The 17,100-nt window shown below is 58.2% G+C and carries 20 protein-coding genes and 1 pseudogene; 14 read left to right on the plus strand and 7 right to left on the minus strand.

What is annotated here, in order from left to right; all coding sequences use genetic code 11:
- Together C7476_RS24805 and C7476_RS24810 are read left to right on the plus strand one after the other, a co-directional pair.
- Positions 1–456, plus strand: a pseudogene (locus C7476_RS24805) (homoserine dehydrogenase); the annotation flags it as partial.
- 229 nt (positions 457–685) lie between these two features.
- The gene (locus tag C7476_RS24810) at positions 686–1,045 is read left to right on the plus strand and encodes a hypothetical protein (RefSeq protein ID WP_114432611.1); all 360 of its coding nucleotides are present in this window, start codon (positions 686–688) and stop codon (positions 1,043–1,045) included.
- Here C7476_RS24810 and kynA read toward each other — a convergent pair.
- Together kynA and kynU are read right to left on the minus strand one after the other, a co-directional pair.
- Complete coding sequence (gene kynA / locus C7476_RS24815) at positions 1,042–1,881, minus strand: tryptophan 2,3-dioxygenase (RefSeq protein ID WP_114432612.1); 840 nt, start codon at positions 1,879–1,881, stop codon at positions 1,042–1,044. The two genes, C7476_RS24810 and kynA, sit on opposite strands and share 4 nt — an antisense overlap.
- Positions 1,878–3,125 (minus strand): kynureninase, encoded by a 1,248-nt coding sequence (gene kynU, locus C7476_RS24820; RefSeq protein WP_114432650.1) that lies wholly within the window; start codon positions 3,123–3,125, stop codon positions 1,878–1,880. Before kynU ends, kynA begins: the two co-directional genes overlap by 4 nt.
- Before the next feature lie 143 nt (positions 3,126–3,268).
- Between kynU and C7476_RS24825 the strand changes: the two genes are divergently transcribed.
- The 4 genes from C7476_RS24825 (at position 3,269) to C7476_RS24840 (ending at position 6,962) form a co-directional block, all read left to right on the plus strand.
- Positions 3,269–4,243, plus strand: a complete 975-nt coding sequence (locus C7476_RS24825) for an ABC transporter substrate-binding protein (protein WP_114432613.1) — start codon at positions 3,269–3,271, stop codon at positions 4,241–4,243.
- Positions 4,244–4,394: 151 nt separating this feature from the next.
- The gene (locus C7476_RS24830; protein ID WP_114432651.1) at positions 4,395–5,177 is read left to right on the plus strand and encodes an ABC transporter ATP-binding protein; all 783 of its coding nucleotides are present in this window, start codon (positions 4,395–4,397) and stop codon (positions 5,175–5,177) included.
- A 4-nt stretch (positions 5,178–5,181) separates the two neighbouring features.
- Complete coding sequence (locus tag C7476_RS24835; protein WP_114432614.1) at positions 5,182–6,093, plus strand: ABC transporter permease; 912 nt, start codon at positions 5,182–5,184, stop codon at positions 6,091–6,093.
- A gap of 35 nt (positions 6,094–6,128) precedes the next feature.
- A complete protein-coding gene (locus tag C7476_RS24840) occupies positions 6,129–6,962 on the plus strand; it encodes an alpha/beta hydrolase (RefSeq protein ID WP_114432615.1) in 834 nt (277 codons plus the stop codon).
- 87 nt (positions 6,963–7,049) lie between these two features.
- Here the strand turns inward: C7476_RS24840 and C7476_RS24845 are convergent, their stop codons facing one another.
- Positions 7,050–7,316 (minus strand): helix-turn-helix domain-containing protein, encoded by a 267-nt coding sequence (locus C7476_RS24845; protein ID WP_114432616.1) that lies wholly within the window; start codon positions 7,314–7,316, stop codon positions 7,050–7,052.
- Between the two features lie 266 nt (positions 7,317–7,582).
- Between C7476_RS24845 and C7476_RS24850 the strand changes: the two genes are divergently transcribed.
- The 3 genes from C7476_RS24850 to C7476_RS24860 all read left to right on the plus strand — a co-directional run bounded on the left by C7476_RS24850 (position 7,583) and on the right by C7476_RS24860 (position 8,399).
- Entirely contained in the window at positions 7,583–7,765 is a 183-nt protein-coding gene (locus C7476_RS24850; RefSeq protein WP_114432617.1) for a hypothetical protein, read from the plus strand.
- 84 nt (positions 7,766–7,849) lie between these two features.
- Complete coding sequence (locus C7476_RS24855; RefSeq protein ID WP_114432618.1) at positions 7,850–8,116, plus strand: type II toxin-antitoxin system ParD family antitoxin; 267 nt, start codon at positions 7,850–7,852, stop codon at positions 8,114–8,116.
- Complete coding sequence (locus C7476_RS24860; RefSeq protein WP_114432619.1) at positions 8,109–8,399, plus strand: type II toxin-antitoxin system RelE/ParE family toxin; 291 nt, start codon at positions 8,109–8,111, stop codon at positions 8,397–8,399. Before C7476_RS24855 ends, C7476_RS24860 begins: the two co-directional genes overlap by 8 nt.
- A gap of 33 nt (positions 8,400–8,432) precedes the next feature.
- Here C7476_RS24860 and C7476_RS24865 read toward each other — a convergent pair whose 3' ends face one another.
- Together C7476_RS24865 and C7476_RS24870 are read right to left on the minus strand one after the other, a co-directional pair.
- Positions 8,433–9,074: a 3-oxoacid CoA-transferase subunit B gene (locus C7476_RS24865; protein WP_114432620.1), complete on the minus strand. Its 642-nt coding sequence runs from the start codon at positions 9,072–9,074 to the stop codon at positions 8,433–8,435.
- A gap of 1 nt (position 9,075) precedes the next feature.
- Complete coding sequence (locus tag C7476_RS24870) at positions 9,076–9,798, minus strand: CoA transferase subunit A (RefSeq protein WP_114432621.1); 723 nt, start codon at positions 9,796–9,798, stop codon at positions 9,076–9,078.
- A 79-nt stretch (positions 9,799–9,877) separates the two neighbouring features.
- Here C7476_RS24870 and C7476_RS24875 point away from each other — a divergent pair, with 79 nt between their 5' ends.
- Positions 9,878–10,465 carry a helix-turn-helix transcriptional regulator gene (locus C7476_RS24875; protein ID WP_245426562.1) on the plus strand — a complete coding sequence of 196 codons (588 nt, stop codon included), beginning with the start codon at positions 9,878–9,880 and terminating at the stop codon, positions 10,463–10,465.
- Here C7476_RS24875 and C7476_RS24880 read toward each other — a convergent pair whose 3' ends face one another.
- Together C7476_RS24880 and C7476_RS24885 are read right to left on the minus strand one after the other, a co-directional pair.
- Positions 10,466–11,575: a Fic family protein gene (locus C7476_RS24880; protein WP_114432623.1), complete on the minus strand. Its 1,110-nt coding sequence runs from the start codon at positions 11,573–11,575 to the stop codon at positions 10,466–10,468.
- 69 nt (positions 11,576–11,644) lie between these two features.
- A complete protein-coding gene (locus C7476_RS24885) occupies positions 11,645–12,859 on the minus strand; it encodes an ROK family transcriptional regulator (RefSeq protein ID WP_114432624.1) in 1,215 nt (404 codons plus the stop codon).
- A 180-nt stretch (positions 12,860–13,039) separates the two neighbouring features.
- On the opposite strand from C7476_RS24885, the gene C7476_RS24890 reads away from it, so the two are divergent.
- From C7476_RS24890 to C7476_RS24905, 4 genes are all read left to right on the plus strand, one after another.
- Entirely contained in the window at positions 13,040–14,278 is a 1,239-nt protein-coding gene (locus C7476_RS24890) for an extracellular solute-binding protein (RefSeq protein WP_114432652.1), read from the plus strand.
- Positions 14,279–14,354: 76 nt separating this feature from the next.
- Positions 14,355–15,236, plus strand: a complete 882-nt coding sequence (locus C7476_RS24895; RefSeq protein WP_114432625.1) for a carbohydrate ABC transporter permease — start codon at positions 14,355–14,357, stop codon at positions 15,234–15,236.
- Entirely contained in the window at positions 15,236–16,081 is an 846-nt protein-coding gene (locus C7476_RS24900) for a carbohydrate ABC transporter permease (protein WP_114432626.1), read from the plus strand. The genes C7476_RS24895 and C7476_RS24900 overlap by 1 nt, the downstream gene beginning before the upstream one ends.
- Complete coding sequence (locus C7476_RS24905; protein ID WP_181872598.1) at positions 16,078–17,100, plus strand: SIS domain-containing protein; 1,023 nt, start codon at positions 16,078–16,080, stop codon at positions 17,098–17,100. Before C7476_RS24900 ends, C7476_RS24905 begins: the two co-directional genes overlap by 4 nt.

Here is a 17,100-nt window from a genome sequence, read left to right on the forward strand (position 1 = left end):
CCGGGCGTCTTCGTCGTTGCCGACATGTCGCATCCGCGCATCTCGGAGCGCATGGAAGACCTGAAGATGGGCAAGGGTCCGTATTTCACCTTCCACAGGCCCTATCACCTGACTTCGCTCGAGGTGCCGCTGACCTGCGCCCGCGTCGTGCTTTACGGCAAGGCCGACATGGTGCCGCTGGCGAAACCCGTGGCCGAGGTCTGTGCCGTCGCCAAGAAGGATCTGAAACCCGGCGACAGGCTCGATGCGATTGGCGAATATTGCTACCGCGCGTGGATCATGACCGCTGAAGAAGCACGAAGCGCCGGTGCCATCCCTTGCGGCCTGTTGCAGGGCGGCAGCGTCACGAAAGCCATCAAGAAGGGTGAACTCATCACCAGCGCCAATGCCGCCCCCGCGCAAGGCTCGAAGATCGTTGAACTCAGGGCGCGCCAGGACAAACTGGTTTATGGATAAGTATCGGCGTTGATGATTTACTCAGCCCCCCGGGCTGGGCTCTGGCAGCTTTTATTTCGTTTTCGTAACGAGATGTATATTGGGTAATTAAAACAAGCACTTGGATAAATCGCGCTCTTTTGCAAAACCGCAAATTTATCTGTGCAAAACTTCCTTCTCCTTGAAAAAGACCGGTTGGCCAACAATATTAATCAATGGTTAACGCTTGAGTCTTTGCTAGGAGCATGGTGTGCCGGCATATCAGGTCAAATTCGCTTATCTGACAAAGTATAAACAGACACGTCATCTGTTTCACCAGCTTGTCATCGCCGATGACGAGGCAATCGCGCTGGCGCGCGGCCGCCAGATGATGAACAAGCGCTCTCCCAATGCGCGTATCGTGCACGAGTCATGCATGCTGCGTCCGGACAGTTCCGAAGTGGAAAGCGCCACGGCGCAAGGCTGGACGCTCAACGACAATTGGTGGTCCCGTCCGATCAAGCCCGACGATGATCTTGCCGCAATCGCCAAGCACGGTTTCGCCCATAGCAACCATATCCACGCCAAGTCCGCGATGGACTGTGTCGCTATCGACAAACGAGCGGCCTAAAGGTTCGTTCTCACGCTCCACAATTCCGGGAACAGAACTACCTCGAGCATTTTGCGCAAGTAGTTGACGCCGGATGTTCCGCCGGTGCCGGTCTTGAAGCCGATGATACGCTCGACGGTCGTCACGTGGTTGAACCGCCAGCGGCGGAAATAATCTTCGAAGTCCACGAGCTTTTCCGCCAGTTCGTAAAGAGGCCAGTGCGCTTCCGGATCGCGGTAGATCACCAGCCACGCGTCGCGCACGCTGTTGTTCGGCTGGTAGGGCAGCGAGCAGTCACGCTCCAGCACCGGCTGGTCGATGACAAAGCCCTTGCGCGCCAAAAGCCGGATCGACTGGTCGTAGATGCTCGGTGCATGCAGGAATTCGGCAAGCCAGGCATGAATATCCGGCTTGTGCTCGTGCGGGCGCATCATCGCGGCATTCTTGTTGCCGGCGAGAAACTCGATCGCCCTGTACTGGAATGACTGGAAGCCGGAAGACATGCCGAGCGCTTCGCGGAAGGTCGTGTATTCGCTCGGCGTCATTGTTCTCAAGACGTCCCATGCCGAATTCAACTGGTCGAGAATGCGCGAGACCCGCGCCAGCATCTTGAAGGAGGGCGCGAGCTCATCCCTTGCGATGTGCTGGCAAACCGAGGTCAGCTCGTGGATAACGAGCCGCATCCAGATTTCGGACGCCTGATGCTGTACGATGAACAACATCTCGTCATGGGCCGCGGAAAGCGGCGCCTGCGCTGTCAGTATCTTGTCGAGCCGCAGATAGTCGCCATAGGACATGCGCCCCTCGAAAGCCATCTGCGCGCCGTCAGTTTCCGGATCGTAGGGTGTACGTGTCATGTGACAGCTCCCCTCACCTGATATTCAGGTTGGTCCCAAGCGCGCGTCGCAACGATTTCCTTGAGAATCGCTGCCGCCTGCGCCACCTCCGCGAAGCTCAGGTAAAGCGGCGTCATGCCGAAGCGAATGATATCTGGCGCGCGGAAATCACCGATCACGCCGCGCGCAATCAACGCCTGCATGATTGCATACCCATTGTCGCAGGAATAGGACACCTGGCTGCCGCGCTGGCCGGAGTTTCGCGGCGTCACCAGTTCCAGCCCAAATTGCTCGGCGAATTCGCCCACTTCCTGAATGAAGAAATCGCAGAGCCCGATGGATTTCGCGCGCACGGCTTCCATGTCGACGTCATCCCACAGCGACATTGCCTCGTCCATGGCTACCATCGCCAGCACCGGCGGTGTCCCGCACAGATATTGTTCGATGCTGCTCGATGGCGAATAGACGGAATCGAAATCGAACGGCGCGCGATGCCCGAACCAGCCGGAAAGCGGCTGGCGGAACCCGCCCTGATGGCGTGGATTGACATAGAGAAATGCTGGAGCACCGGGCCCGCCATTCAGGTATTTGTAGCCGCAACCGATGGCGAAATCGGCCTGCGTTCCGGTCAGGTCAATTGGCATCGCACCTGCCGTATGCGCGAGATCCCAGATGACGAGGATACCCTTGTCATGCGCCGCCCTGGTCAGCGCCGCCATGTCGTGACGATAGCCGTTGCGGTAATTGACATGGGTCAGCATCAGCACGGCAACATCTTCGTCCAGCATGTCCGGGATATCTTTTGGGGTATCGGCAAGCACCAGCCCGTGACCCTTGCCAATCTGCTTGGCCACGCCTTCCGCGATATAAAGATCGGTCGGAAAATTATCGCGCTCCGAAACGATCTTGCGACGTTCCTGATTGAGGTCGAGGGCTGCCGACAATACCTTGAACAGGTTGATAGAGGTGCTGTCGGCTGCGACGACCGTTCGCTCCCCAGCGCCGATCAGCCGGGCGATCTTCTCGCCGACGCGCTGCGGCAGGTGCACCCAGTCAGCGGTATTCCAGCTACGGATCAGCTGCTCACCCCATTCCTCGGCGATTGTCTTCGCCACCCGCTGCCTGACGGACTTCGGCAGTGCGCCGAGCGAATTGCCGTCGAGATAGATCACGCCTTCCGGCAGTTCGAATCTGTCGCGGTATGCGCGCAGCGGATCGGAAAGGTCAGCTTGTGTGGCGTCGATCTTGATAGTGGTATTGTCCATTTCTTCTTTCTTGATCATGCATGTGGTGGCGCCAATTCACGGCTTTGCACAAGTCGCTTAACGGCTACAATTTACTTTGGTATGAACTTGTCAATATAACCAGACCCTGCTCGATAGTGGGGCATAAAAGGGAGAATAACAAAATGATCGGCGCAACATATGCAGTGCGGACCGCGCTGGCTGCAGCACTTGGCCTCGGGCTTGGACTTGGAGCCGCCTCGGCCGAAACCAAAATCGGCATCGCACAATTCGGCAAGCACCCGCAGCTCGACGAAACGGTCACCGCATTCAAGGCAGAACTGACCAAGCTTGGTGTGACAGATGCCGTCTATGACGAATTGCAGGTGAATTTCGATGCGACGCTTATCCCGCAAATGGTGACCAAGCTGGTTTCCAGCAATCCAAAACTTATCCTCGCCATCACGACGCCCGTTGCGCAGGGCGCACGGCAGATCGTCGGCAATTCCGGCACGCCAGTGGTCTTCGCCGCCGTCACCGATCCGGTTGCGGCCAAGCTCACCCCCTCGTGGGAAGCAGGCGATACCGGCATGACCGGCGCTTCCGATCTGCAGGACGTCAGCTCGGTCGTCAAGTTCATCAAGAAGCTGCTGCCGGACGCCAGGCGTCTCGCCTATCTCTACAATCCCGGCGAAGACAATGACGTTGCGGTGCTGAAGCTCATCACCGAAGCCGCCAAAGCTGAAGGCCTGGAACTGGTTGAAGTCGGTCTCGACAACACCAACGACATTCCGATCCGCGTCAGTTCGCTCGCCGGCAAGGCCGATGTGATCTATGTTCCGGGCTCCAATCTGGTCCAGCCTGCGGTTCCGGCCGTGGCTGCAGCCGCGCTGGGCATCAATATTCCTATCGTCAATGCCTCGGCGCAGGCGGTACGCGATGGCCTCGTCGCGGCGGCTTTCGAGGTCTCCTACACCAAGGTCGGCCAGAATGCGGCCAAGCTCGCATCGGAGATTATCGCCGGCAAGTCACCGGCAAGCCTTGCACCGATCAAACCGACCTATGAGGACCACACGGCGCTGATCAACGAGGCTGTTCTGGCAAAAACAGGCCAAAAGGTACCCGATAGCCTCAAAGATTGTGAATGCCTCGTGAAATAGGCCTTCTCCTTTAGCCTGCAAACATATAGTTCCTGCGCCAGCTATTCCAGGAAAAGTGCGAAGCGGTTTTCCGTGAAAACAAAAGAATCTGGCGTGGGAACTATTAACGCAAGCTGTGCGCCGGTTTGAGGGTCAGACCATGACAACCGACATGCTGTCCGTGACGGGCGGCACCAAGATTTTCTATCGCGGCACGCTTGACGAGCGCCGGGCGCTCGATGGCCTCGACGTCTCGCTGAAGCCCGGAGATTTTTGCATCGTCATCGGCAGCAATGGTGCTGGCAAGTCGAGTTTTCTCAATGCTGTCTCCGGCAAGCTGCCGCTGGACTCGGGTCGCATTTCCATTGATGGACAGGATGTCACCCGGTTGAACGCCCATCGCCGTGCCCAGTTCATTGCCCGCGTGTTCCAGGATCCGATGGTCGGCACCGCGCCGACCATGACCATCGGCGAAAACATGCTGCTGGCGGAATTGCGCGGCAAGCCTCGCGGCTTTTCCTATGGGCTTACCGCCGCCCGCCGGGCCAGATACAGCGAGCAACTGGCGGAACTCAATCTCGGGCTGGAAAAGCGTCTCGACATGCAAGTCGGCCTTCTCTCCGGTGGCCAGCGCCAATCCCTGTCTCTGGTCATGGCGGTGTCGACACGGCCGAAACTCCTGCTACTGGACGAGCACACGGCGGCGCTCGATCCGCGGACGGCAAAGCTGGTAATGGATACGACCGTGCGGGCTGTGGAAGCGTTGCAACTGACGACACTGATGGTCACGCACAACATGGAGCATGCGATCAAATACGGTAACAGGATCATCATGATGGATACGGGCAAGGTTCTCGTGGAGATCGGTCAGGAGGAGAAGAACGGCATTACCGTTGCGGATCTTATCGAGCGCTTCCACACCAAATCCGACGCTATCGCGTTGCAGGGGGCTTGAGGCCATGGACGTATTCAACAGTTTCTATGGCCTGATCCCTGTCACCATTGCCCAAAGCCTGATCGTCTCCTTCGTGGTGCTCGGGGTCATGCTGCCTTTCCGCATCCTGAGCTTTCCCGATCTGACTTCGGAAGGCGCCTTTCCACTCGGCGGGTGTGTCTGCGGCACGCTGATTACCGCTGGTGTCAATCCATTTCTCGCCTGCTTCATCGCGCTGCTTTGCGGCTTTGCTGCCGGCTGTACGACCGCGTTCATTCATCTGCGTTTCAAGATCAACACGCTGCTCGCCGGCATCCTGGTCATGACGATGCTCTACAGCATCAATCTGCGCATCATGGGCCGCACCAATATTCCGCTCTTCACCTATGATACCGTCTTCACCATCCTTGCCGGCCCCTCCGCCAATTTCCCCTGGACCAAGATTCTGATCGTGGGTTTGCTGGTTGCGCTCGTCCTCGGCGCCATGCTGTATTTCTTCATGTCCGAGAAGGGTACGGCGATGCGCGCGGTCGGGGCAAGCCCCGATATGGCCGAGGCACAGGGCATCGACGTCGGCACCGCGACGATTATCGGTGTCGGTGTTGCGAGCGCACTTTCCGCGACAGGCGGCAGCATCATGGTGCAGACGCAAGGTTTCGCCGACGTCAATATGGGCTTCGGCATACTCATTAATGGTCTTGCTGCGCTGATCATCGGCGAGGCCATTACCGGCCGCCAGACGATACTTCGGCAGGTTCTGGCCCCGGTTATTGGCTCGCTGGTGTACTACCAGCTGATCTCGTTCTGTCTGACGCTTGGTCTTGCGCCTGCGGATCTGAAATTTGCCACCGGAGCGTTCGTGCTCTTGATGTTGGCTCTGCCGAACTTGCGCAGGACCGGCGGCGGTGTGCAGATAAGGGAAAAGATTCGGGAATAAACATAACTTGCTCTGAGGGCGCGACCGGGGGAGACATGGGTACGACTGCAGCTATCGACTGGGACGACGCCTATTCGAACTTCGCATATATTCCGGACGGCTTCGAATATCCGGCCAGATGGCTGGCGCAGGCCGCGCAATTCCGCGAGGAAATGCAAGAGAAAGGCCTGCTCAAAGCCGACGTCAGCTACGGCCCGCATGCGCGTAACCGGCTTGATCTGTTTATGCCCTGGGGCGACCTGAAGGGTCTCGCGGTCTTCGTGCACGGCGGGTACTGGATGGAAGATTTCGACAAGTCCGCGTGGTCGCATCTGGCAAAAGGCGCCCTCACCCATGGTTTCGCCGTGGCCGTGCCGTCCTATGCGCTGTGTCCGGAGGTTCGCGTCAGCGATATCACCGTACAGGTCGGGCTCGCTATCACCCGCGCTGCGAATGAGGTTTCGGGCCCGATCCACCTGACAGGACATTCCGCAGGCGGGCACCTCGTTGCCCGCATGGTGACGGCGACGTCACCGCTGACCCAGGCGATCCGGCATCGCATCCGCAAGACGGTGCCGATTTCGGCGATAGCCGATATGCGTCCGCTGATGAAAACCGAGATGAACGATACGCTGCATCTCGATGCGGTGGAAGCGCGGCTGGAGAGCCCTGCCCTGCTCGAACCGCAGGAAAGCATCGACGTCACCGCATGGGTTGGCGCAACGGAGCGGCCCGAATTTCTGCGGCAGAATGCATTGCTCGCCAATATCTGGTCGGGGTTTGATTGCCTGGTAGATGCTGTAGAAGAGCCTGGCAAGCACCACGCCAATGTCATTGAAGGATTGAGCGAGCCCGACCACCCGCTGACACGCACATTGTTGTGTTTGTAGCTCGTAGCCCGGAATCAAAAAGCTGTCAGAGTTGGGATATCACTCTGACAGCTTTTTGGGTGCCGATTTATCAGGGGTAGTAGCGTTTCAGGCGCTGAGGCGCTTGGAATCTTCAAGAATCATTGCGTTGCTCGGGAGACCAAGCGCATGTGCAATGCGTTCCAGTTTGTGCGGGTCCGAATTCTGGCCGCTTTCGATCGTTTCGATTTCGAGGGACGTCAGTCCGCATGCAACGGCTAAATCCTCGATGGAATATCCGAATTGTTCGCGAAATGCTCTGACAATATTTGTACCATTGGCAAGCGCCGTGGAAATCGTTTCTGGCAATGAATAGTCGCCGGCGGTTTTGTTCATCGCTTTGCTCCTAACGTGAAAGGTTTAGTTAACAAATCGGAAGGCAGAACTTATACGTCCATCGTCGCGGATCAACCCCTTTATGTCACTTCACATAAAACGTGATCAGGAAACGGAGCAGGAGCCTGCCTTATTGTGGCACCAGATTTCCGTAAGATGTCAAAGATGCCGATCGTAAACTCGACCAATTACTGAAGAATATCAGTGGATTGTTACGCTACTGTGTCACTCGTAACTGGCTATATATAGGAGCGAAGCGAGGAAAAATGAACCCTCTTTATCGAAAATATTCCACAGCTCTGTTTCTTGTGCTTGTAACATTCGCTCCGGTGCTCTCCGGCTGCGCCCGCGTCTATTATGGCAGCTTCCGCTATGATGCCACCTGCGTCGATCGTGATCCCCGCTATCCTGGCGACGGCCCGGTTTGCGTGGTCAGGAAAACGAGATAGCAATTTCCCATTTTCGGTTGCATTAAGAATATTTGTGAATTGTACTTATGCCTGATATTCTCAAGTGCACCAGGAGGAATCAGGATGGCGACCATGACGGTATCATTGCCCGATCAAATGAAAGACTGGATAGAGACGCAAATCCAGAAGGGAGAATATGCCAGCACCAGTGACTACGTGCGCGATTTGGTGCGCCGGGATCGTTCCCGCCGAGGAAAGGAATTCACGCTGGATGAACTGCGTCAACTGGTGGCCGATGCAAAGGCTAGCGGCGTTGGAACACGGAGCATGGACGATATTTTTGCTCAGGCGGAACAGATTGCCAGCGCCCGTGGCTTAGGACGTGAGTGAATATCGGCTGACGGAGCGAGCCGAGACCGAAATTCTCGAAATATTTCTTGATAGCATTGAGATGTTCGGGGTGATTCAAGCTCGGCGATACAAAGACGAACTGGACTACTGCTTCAAATTATTGGCTGAAACGCCGCATATGGGACGATTGGCCGAAACGTTGGGATCTGGTGTAAGGCGGCACGAGCACAAGAGTCATGTTATCCTGTACGAACAGGAAGCAAATGGCATCTTGGTTTTGGCACTTGTACCCGGTCGGAGCGTTCGCCAACTGAAATTATAGAGCGTCATCCGCGAAAGAATGACGCCCAATTCATCAAACCGCGACGTCGAACACCGCCTGGGTTTTCGCCTTGATTTCCTCGACCGTTACGCCGGGCGCAATCTCGATGAGTGTCATCTTGGGCTCGCCGCGTCGCTCCACTGTGAACACGCCGAGGTCAGTGATCACCAGATCGGTGACGCGCTGTCCGGTCAATGGCAACGTGCACTGCTCCAAAAGCTTGGCTTCGCCCTTGGCCTCGTGTTCCATGACGACGACGACCTTCTTGACGCCGGCGACAAGATCCATCGCGCCGCCCATTCCCTTGACCATCTTGCCCGGAACCATCCAGTTTGCGAGATCGCCATTGCGGGCAACCTGCATTGCGCCGAGAATTGAAAGATCGATATGACCGCCGCGGATCATGCCGAAACTGTCGGCACCGTTGAAATAGCTGGTCGTTGGCAGCTGGGTGATCGTCTGCTTGCCGGCATTGATCAAGTCGGCGTCTTCCTCGCCCTCGTAGGGGAAAGGCCCCATGCCAAGCATGCCGTTCTCGCTCTGCAGCTGCACGCTCATTCCCGTCGGGATATAATTGGCAACGAGCGTCGGTATGCCGATGCCGAGATTGACGTAAAAACCGTCTTCGAGTTCCCGTGCGGCCCGTTCGGCCATCTGATCGCGTGTCCAGGCCATCTCAGTTTACCTCACTTGCTGCGACAAGGCGCGGACGGGTCGTCCGTTGTTCGATATGTTTGACGGGGTTGGGCACATGCACGATCCGCTTGACGAAAATACCGGGCGTATGCACCTGGTCGCCATCGATCTTGCCAGCCTCGACCAGATGTTCGACTTCGGCCACGGTGAACCTCGATGCGGTCGCCATGATCGGATTGAAGTTCCGCGCGGTCTTGCGGTAGACGAGGTTGCCTTCCGTATCGCCCTTGAAGGCATGGACGATGGAAAGGTCAGCGAATAGTCCACGCTCCATCACGTAGGATTCACCGTCGAATTCGCGCACGTCCTTGCCCTCGGCGATGATGGTGCCGACGCCGGTTTTGGTGAAGAAGGCCGGAATACCTGCCCCTCCGGCGCGAATCCGTTCGGCGAGCGTTCCTTGCGGGTTGAATTCCAGTTCGAGTTCGCCCGACAGGTACTGCTGGGCAAACAGTTTGTTCTCGCCGACATAGGACGAGATCATCTTGCGGATCTGCTTGGTCTCAAGCAGTACGCCAAGTCCGATGCCATCGACGCCGGCATTGTTGGAGATGACGGTCAAATCCTTGACGCCGGAATCGCGGATCGCGTAAATCAGCGCCTCGGGTATGCCGCACAGGCCGAACCCGCCGGCCATGATGGTCATGCCGTCGAACAGGACGCCATCCAGCGCTTGCGCGACGTTTGATTGAACTTTTTTCAAGAAAAATCTCCCATTTCTCTATCCTCTGCATGAACCGTATGGCTTGTACCGGCGCCGCAGATAGTCGTATTAATACTGCATGACAGCACCCGACTTATCCAGTTCCGCTAGTATTGAACCCGGAGGCGGGAAACTGTTCCGGCTGGCGGACCTGCCGGTGCCGATGGTCTATGCCACGCACCGTATCATACGTGATTGCAATTTCGAATTCGCTGAGACTTTCGGTTATGAACGTCACGAACTGATCGACCAGAGTTTTTCAAGACTGTATCCGAAAATCAGGGATTTCGTCCGCACCGGCGAAATGTGGCGCACGAACTTTGCCGGCGGCAAGGTATATCATGATGAGCGTGTCATGCGGCGGCGGGACGGTTCGAGCTTCTGGTGCCGGGTGCGCGGGCGCAGTCGTAATCTGGCGGATCCCTTCGCCGAAGCGCTCTATTGCTTCGAGCCAATGAATCGAGCGATTGCCGGTAACGCCAGCCTGATTTCCGACCGGCAGAAACAGGTGCTGACACTGGTATCGCAAGGCAAGACCAATGCGCAGATCGCCCAGGAGATCGGCCTGTCGAAGCGGACCATCGAGGCACACCGCGCTCGCATCATGCGCGCCTATGGTCTGCGCAACAGCGCCGAGCTGATCGCCTGGTTTTCATCCTTGCGTTAGTCAAACTCCGTCGAGATCGAGGTGGTAGCGTGTGTGTCTTCGCTCTCCGGTCTTGGTTAACGCTCCTTTGACAACCAGATCTGCCAGGTCCCTCGTTGCCGTTGCGCGTGAGGTTCCGGTGATGCTGATGTAGTTTTCGGCGCTGAGACCGCCTTTGAAACCGTCGACCCCGGCGCGAAACATGCGGGCAATGACTTTTTCCTGACGCGGGTTGAGTTGCCCGCGCACCCGATCGTAAAACTTGGCCTTGACGATATAGAATTCCACCCGCTTCAGGGTCGTACGCTGTGCTTCCAGCACAGTCTCGGCAAAATAGACAAGCCACGCGGTAATCTCGTTGGTTTTGTTGCTGCGTTCGAGCATGTCGTAATAGGCTTTGCGTGCACGCTGAATGGTATAGGCCAAAGCGATGAGGCTAGGCTGGCCGAGGTTCTGGGCGAGAGATTTTTCAGAGATTGCCCGGCCGACACGGCCATTGCCGTCTTCAAAAGGATGAATGCTTACGAAGTACAGATGCGCCAGCCCGGCTCGGGTCAGCGCAGGCAGAGCCGTCTTCCCCTTGGGCGCCGTCGCGTTGAACCAGCTTGCAAAAGCATTCATCTCTTGTGGAATGCGCATCGATGGCGGTGCCTCGAAATGGATTGTCGGTTTGTCGGCGCGGCCTGACACGACCCGCTTCGGCTCCTCGTGCGTGCGGTAACCGCCAATCTGGATGGCATCGCTCTCGCCAGCCATCAACATCCTGTGCCAGTTGAACAATGTATCGTGCTGGAGCGGATCGGCGAAAGTTCGGTAGAGGTCGACCATCATCCCCGAGATGCCGCGCTCTGCAGCGGGAATACGTTGATTGCCGGCCGCCAGGCCGAACTGTTGCCGAAGTGACGTCTGCAAACTGTCGCGGTTGAGGAATTCTCCCTCGATCTCCGAGGTTTTCAATGCCTCGTCGCCGATCAGCTCGATTCGCAGCGTGTCGCGGTCATCGGTATTCACATGGCGAAATGCGCCGAAGAACTCGCCGGAATGCAACAGGAACTGGCGCTCCAGAGGTTCAAGCGCTGTCGCGTCATAGGTAAAATTGGGCCAATCGGCCTGCTGCCAGTTCCAGATCATGAGCGATAGGCCGCCTTTCTATAACTCATCCTGACGCAGATCATGAGCTATAGCAAGGTTTTCTATGCCTCATACCGTCTTGAGTATCGCCGAAAACCTTGGATCGAAAGTCCGCGCGATGGGCTCGGCGGCGGCGCCCAGTGCGGCGGACCACGGATCGGCCAGCCCTGCCTGCAATCGTGCTTCCGGGTAACGGCGGGAGCGCTCGGCGATCGAGGGCAGCAGCGGCTCGACTTTCTCGACAAGGCGATCGATCAGCACTCGCGGCGCGCCACCACAGAGAATGATCGTCTGCGGATCGAAGATCGATTCGAGAATTTGCACGGTCCGGCGCAAGCGCTCGGCGACACTGTCCATCCACTGTTCCAGCTTTGGGCCGCCGCGCAGAATGGCATCGGTGATCATGGCGAAAAGCTCCGGCTCGGATGGATCGAAATCGAGCAATTTGCAAAGTGCCGCCATGGAGGCGTAATGCTCCAGGGGCTCGACGTCGGGACCGTCACCCGGCACCAGCGCGAGAATCATACCAATCTCGCCGGCGTTGGCGTGCGCGCCGCCATAGAGTTCCCCGTTGAGGATCAAGCCCGCCCCGAGACCGTAGCCGAAGTAGATGCAGATTGCATGGTCGAGCCCATGCGCTGCGCCAAGCAATCGTTCGGCAGTTGCTGCGGCTGCCGCGTCGTTCTGCAAAGCAGCTTCAAGCCCCGTTCCTTCGGCGATCCTGTCCATGAGCGGGAAGTTTTGCCACGCCGTCATCATCCATGGGTCGTCGTAGAGCGTGTTGATGCCAAATGGCCCCGGCATGGCAACGCCGAGACCAACGAGCCGTTTTTCGGCCTCTGGCGCCTGTGCCGTCAGCGCGTTGCGCGCCTTCCTGATCAAGTCGAGAATAACCACAACGCCTTGGGCCGGCCCGCCGGGAGGCAGCTTGGCTTCCATCTGGACCAGAACATCGCCGACGAGGTTGACGATGACCGTGCGCGTCACGTGGCGGTCGATCTGCAGGCCGATAGCAAAGGCGCCTTCCGGCACGAGCTGATAGGGCGTGGCAGGCTGGCCCCTGCCCTTGCGCACGCTGGCCTGCGAACGCACCAGACCGTCGCGCGCCAGCTCCTCGATGATATTGGAAACGGCCTGCGGGGTCAGTCCGGTGGCGCGCGCAAGGTCGGCCCGCGACAGCGCACCATTGACGCGCAATGCATCGATCATGATGCGGCGGTTATGCGCGCTGGCACCGCCGAGATTGGTTCCACTCTTTGCCCGTATCGATCGTATGCCGTCCATCCGTCATCCCTCTTGACACCAGAAGAATATTCATCAACTAATAAGTCAAGCGAATTGATTTAATAAAAATCGATCAGGGGAATGTGAGCACAGGTTTGGCGAACGCGTCACGAAAGGCTCTCGATTGCAACGACCAGGCGTCTGTCCATGACGGCCAGCGCTGTCAAACAGGAGGTAATGATGTTGAAATCCGTGACGAGCGCGCTTCTGGGCGCCACACTTCTGGGAGCGGCGCTGTCTTCGCCTGCCCACGCAGAAACCAAGATCAACGCGCTGTTCATGGCGCAAGCCGCCTATAGCGAGGCCGACGTCCGCGCCATGACGGAAGCCTTCACCAAGGCAAATCCAGACGTGACGGTCAATCTCGAATTCGTTCCCTATGAAGGCCTGCACGACAAGACCGTCCTCGCTCAAGGGTCGGGCGGCGGTTATGATGTCGTTCTCTTCGACGTGATCTGGCCGGCCGAATATGCAACCAACAAGGTCCTTGTGGATGTAACTGACAAGATTATGCCGGAAATGAAGTCGGGCGTGCTTCCGGGTGCCTGGACCACCGTTGAATATGACGGCAAGCGCTATGGCATGCCCTGGATTCTCGACACGAAATATCTGTTCTATAACAAGGAAATCCTGGAAAAGGCCGGTATCAAGACCCCGCCAAAGACCTGGGCCGAACTTGCCGAACAGGCGAAGACCATCAAGGACAAGGGCTTGCTTGCAACGCCCATCGCCTGGAGCTGGTCGCAGGCGGAAGCCGCGATCTGCGATTACACCACGCTGGTCAGCGCCTATGGCGGCAGCTTCCTCAAGGACGGCAAGCCGGTATTCGCGACGGGCGGCGGTCTCGATGCGCTCAACTACATGGTGGACAGCTACAAGTCGGGTCTCACCAATCCGAATTCCAAGGAGTTCCTCGAAGAGGATGTCCGCCGCGTGTTCCAGAATGGCGAAGCGGCCTTCGCCCTTAACTGGACCTACATGTACAACATGGCCAATGATCCGAAGGACAGCAAGGTTGCCGGCAAGGTCGGTGTCGTCCCTGCTCCCGGTGTTGAAGGCAAGAGCACCGTATCTGCAGTCAACGGTTCCATGGGTCTCGGCATCACCACGACCAGCAAGCATCCGGATGAAGCCTGGAAATACATTACGTTCATGACGTCTCAGGCAACGCAGAACCAGTACGCCAAGCTCAGCCTGCCGATCTGGTCCTCTTCCTATGACGATCCCGCCGTTTCCAAGAATCAGGAAGAATTGATTGCGGCGGCCAAAGTCAGTCTCGCCGCGATGTACCCGCGTCCGACGACACCGAAATATCAGGAACTTTCGACGGGACTGCAGCAGGCAATTCAGGAAGCTCTTCTGGGGCAGGCCGCCCCGGAGGACGCATTGAAGACTGCCGTCGAGAACAGCGGTCTCTGATAGCATGATGAAGGCGGCTGGCAGTCCCGCCGCCTTCACTTTTCCCAATGATTGATTTTGTGGCAGGCTTCATTTCATGACGAGCACCTGGATCACCACCCGCGCATGGCTCCTGATGCTGCCGCTTCTGATCGTCATGGTTGCGATTATCGGTTGGCCGCTCGTCGATACGGTGCGGCTCTCCTTCACCGATGCCAAGCTCGTCGGCACCGAAGGCAGTTTCGTTGGCATTGATAATTATGTGAAGATACTTTCCGGTTCGAATTTCCAGCGCACACTGATCACCACATTCTGGTTTGCCGTTCTGTCCGTATCGGCGGAGATGGTTATCGGCGTCCTTGCAGCTTTGCTGCTCAACCAGCAGTTTTATGGCCGCTCCATCCTGCGCGCGCTGATGATCCTGCCTTGGGCTCTGCCGACCGTGGTCAATGCCACGTTGTGGCGGCTGATCTATAATCCCGAATATGGCGCACTGAACGCGATGCTGATGCAGTTCGGGCTTATCGATGCCTATCGTTCCTGGCTGGGCGAGCCTGGCACTGCCCTCGCCTCGCTTATCGTGGCCGACTGCTGGAAGAATTTTCCACTGGTGGCGCTGATTGCGCTGGCCGCCCTGCAGGCCGTGCCGCGCGATATCACCGCCGCGTCCATGGTCGATGGTGCCGGTGCCTGGTCGCGCTTCCGCTTCGTCATCATGCCCTATCTCGCCGGGCCCTTGATGGTGGCGCTTGTTCTGCGCACCATCGAGGCGTTCAAGGTCTTCGACATCATCTGGGTCATGACGCGCGGCGGTCCGGCCAACAGCACGCGGACACTGTCGATCCTCGTCTACCAGGAGGCTTTTTCCTTCCAGCGAGCGGGATCGGGCGCATCATTGGCGCTGATTGTCACCCTGCTCGTGACAGTGCTGGCCGTCGCCTATGCCGCCCTGATCCGCAAAAGCGCGGGAGCGTCATAATGGAACGCCGCAGCCTCACCGCAACGATCCTGGTACATTTGGCAGCGCTTCTGCTTCTGGTCGTGATCCTTGCCCCCGTGGTGTGGCTCTTCATCATGAGCATTTCATCGACGCCGGACCTTATCGCCAAACCGTTGCACTGGTGGCCCGATACGGTCGATCTGTCCCGCTACGGTGTCCTGCTTTCTTCGGTCGCCAACAGCGCCGGGGAAGCCTTCGTCGCCTCGCTGTTCAACAGCATCAAGGTGGCCGGCATGGCGACTGTGGCGGCGCTCTTCGTAGCGGTCCCATCCGCCTGGGCCGTCTCGCGCACGCCATCGGTCGGCTGGTCGCTCTATGCGGTTATCGCCACGTACATGCTGCCTCCGGTAGCCTTGGCCGTACCGCTCTACATGACGCTCGCCTGGGCAGGCCTCCTCAACAATGTCTTCGGTCTGGCCCTGGTCTACCTCACAATCCTCGCGCCGTTCACCACATGGCTGATGAAATCGGGCTTCGATTCGATCCCGCGCGAGATTGAAAGCGCTGCAACCATGGATGGCGCACGGCTCGATCAGATCCTGCGGCTGATCACCCTGCCGCTCGCCGCACCCGTCATGGCGACCGCTGCACTCTTCGCGTTCCTGCTTGCCTGGGACGAATTTTTCTATGCCCTGTTGTTCACTTCGGATCAGCGGGCCAAAACCTTGACCGTGGCCATCGCCGACCTCGCTGGCGGACGCGTCTCGGATTACGGATTGATTGCCACAGCGGGTGTGCTTGCCGCCCTCCCCCCGCTACTCGTTGGTCTCTTCATGCAGCGCGCGCTGATCGCGGGCCTGACAAGCGGCGGCGTCAAAGGATGAGCATGTCTTCGCAAATGAACAAACCCATCGGCCTTGTCGCCATCGAGAAGGAAATGGCGCGGCAGAATGCCGATGCGATTTCTTCCTTCGAGGCGGCAGCGCCACTTGCCGTGACCATCGCCCAATCCCTGCGCATGACCGGGCGTCTGCTGCTGCTCGGCATGGGTGGCTCGCATGCGGTTGGCCGTGCGGTCGAACCGCTGTACCGCAGCCTTGGGATCGATGCCGTGGCACTGCCGCTGTCGGAACAGCTCGGACAGCCGCTACCATTAGTCGGCAAAACAATTCTCGTGACCTCGCAGTCGGGTGAAAGCGCCGAAGTCCTGCGCTGGTTTGCCGAGGCTGGCGTGCGGGCCGATACTTTCGGCCTGACGCTCGAAGACGGCTCCACCCTTGCCCGCACCGTGCCGTCACTGGTCGGTTCCGGCGGTACGGAGAATGCCTTTGCGGCAACGCGCAGTCTGACTGTCAGTTTTGCCCTGCATCTCGCCGTGCTCAGTGCGCTTGGCGATGATCCGACTGAGGCGCTCGCCATCCTGAATGCAGAGAGCACGCCGAATGTCGATGCTGCAGTCGCCGCATTGTCCGGCGTATCGGCTGTCGTAACCTCCGGTCGCCGCATGCAGGGTGTCGCGGAAGCCATTGCGCTCGGCCTCACCGAACTTTCACGCATCCCGTGCTTTTCGCTCGAAGGCGGACAATTGCGCCACGGTCCGATGGAAATGCTTGGATCCAAGGTCGGCGTCGTCCTGTTCCGCGCCAAGGATGCGACGTCGGAATTGGTCGCACGCATGGCGGCCTCCGCACTGGACGCGGGGTCTCCGGTTGTGGTGTTCGATGCATCCGGAGAGCCCCCTGTCGAAGGCACGACGACGATTAAAGCGGGCGTGGCGAGCGGGATAGCGGGTGTGTTCGCACTTCTGCCCGCCGCCCAGCACTTCATGCTGGGCTTTGCCGGCGCGCGCGTTGCCGATGTCGGCACGCCCGTGCGCTCGTCAAAGATCACGCGGGACGAGTGA

This window comes from Phyllobacterium bourgognense (genome assembly GCF_003337575.1).
Lineage (GTDB): Bacteria > Pseudomonadota > Alphaproteobacteria > Rhizobiales > Rhizobiaceae > Phyllobacterium > Phyllobacterium bourgognense.

Excerpts from the sequence above, each read along its gene's own strand:
- kynA (WP_114432612.1), bottom strand. The coding sequence starts at position 1,881 with ATGACACGTACACCCTACGATCCGGAAACTGACGGCGCGCAGATGGCT.
- kynU (WP_114432650.1), bottom strand. The coding sequence starts at position 3,125 with ATGGACAATACCACTATCAAGATCGACGCCACACAAGCTGACCTTTCC.
- C7476_RS24825 (WP_114432613.1), top strand. The coding sequence starts at position 3,269 with ATGATCGGCGCAACATATGCAGTGCGGACCGCGCTGGCTGCAGCACTT.
- C7476_RS24830 (WP_114432651.1), top strand. The coding sequence starts at position 4,395 with ATGCTGTCCGTGACGGGCGGCACCAAGATTTTCTATCGCGGCACGCTT.
- C7476_RS24835 (WP_114432614.1), top strand. The coding sequence starts at position 5,182 with ATGGACGTATTCAACAGTTTCTATGGCCTGATCCCTGTCACCATTGCC.
- C7476_RS24840 (WP_114432615.1), top strand. The coding sequence starts at position 6,129 with ATGGGTACGACTGCAGCTATCGACTGGGACGACGCCTATTCGAACTTC.
- C7476_RS24845 (WP_114432616.1), bottom strand. The coding sequence starts at position 7,316 with ATGAACAAAACCGCCGGCGACTATTCATTGCCAGAAACGATTTCCACG.
- C7476_RS24850 (WP_114432617.1), top strand. The coding sequence starts at position 7,583 with ATGAACCCTCTTTATCGAAAATATTCCACAGCTCTGTTTCTTGTGCTT.
- C7476_RS24855 (WP_114432618.1), top strand. The coding sequence starts at position 7,850 with ATGGCGACCATGACGGTATCATTGCCCGATCAAATGAAAGACTGGATA.
- C7476_RS24865 (WP_114432620.1), bottom strand. The coding sequence starts at position 9,074 with ATGGCCTGGACACGCGATCAGATGGCCGAACGGGCCGCACGGGAACTC.
- C7476_RS24875 (WP_245426562.1), top strand. The coding sequence starts at position 9,878 with ATGACAGCACCCGACTTATCCAGTTCCGCTAGTATTGAACCCGGAGGC.
- C7476_RS24880 (WP_114432623.1), bottom strand. The coding sequence starts at position 11,575 with ATGATCTGGAACTGGCAGCAGGCCGATTGGCCCAATTTTACCTATGAC.
- C7476_RS24885 (WP_114432624.1), bottom strand. The coding sequence starts at position 12,859 with ATGGACGGCATACGATCGATACGGGCAAAGAGTGGAACCAATCTCGGC.
- C7476_RS24890 (WP_114432652.1), top strand. The coding sequence starts at position 13,040 with ATGTTGAAATCCGTGACGAGCGCGCTTCTGGGCGCCACACTTCTGGGA.
- C7476_RS24895 (WP_114432625.1), top strand. The coding sequence starts at position 14,355 with ATGACGAGCACCTGGATCACCACCCGCGCATGGCTCCTGATGCTGCCG.
- C7476_RS24900 (WP_114432626.1), top strand. The coding sequence starts at position 15,236 with ATGGAACGCCGCAGCCTCACCGCAACGATCCTGGTACATTTGGCAGCG.
- C7476_RS24905 (WP_181872598.1), top strand. The coding sequence starts at position 16,078 with ATGAGCATGTCTTCGCAAATGAACAAACCCATCGGCCTTGTCGCCATC.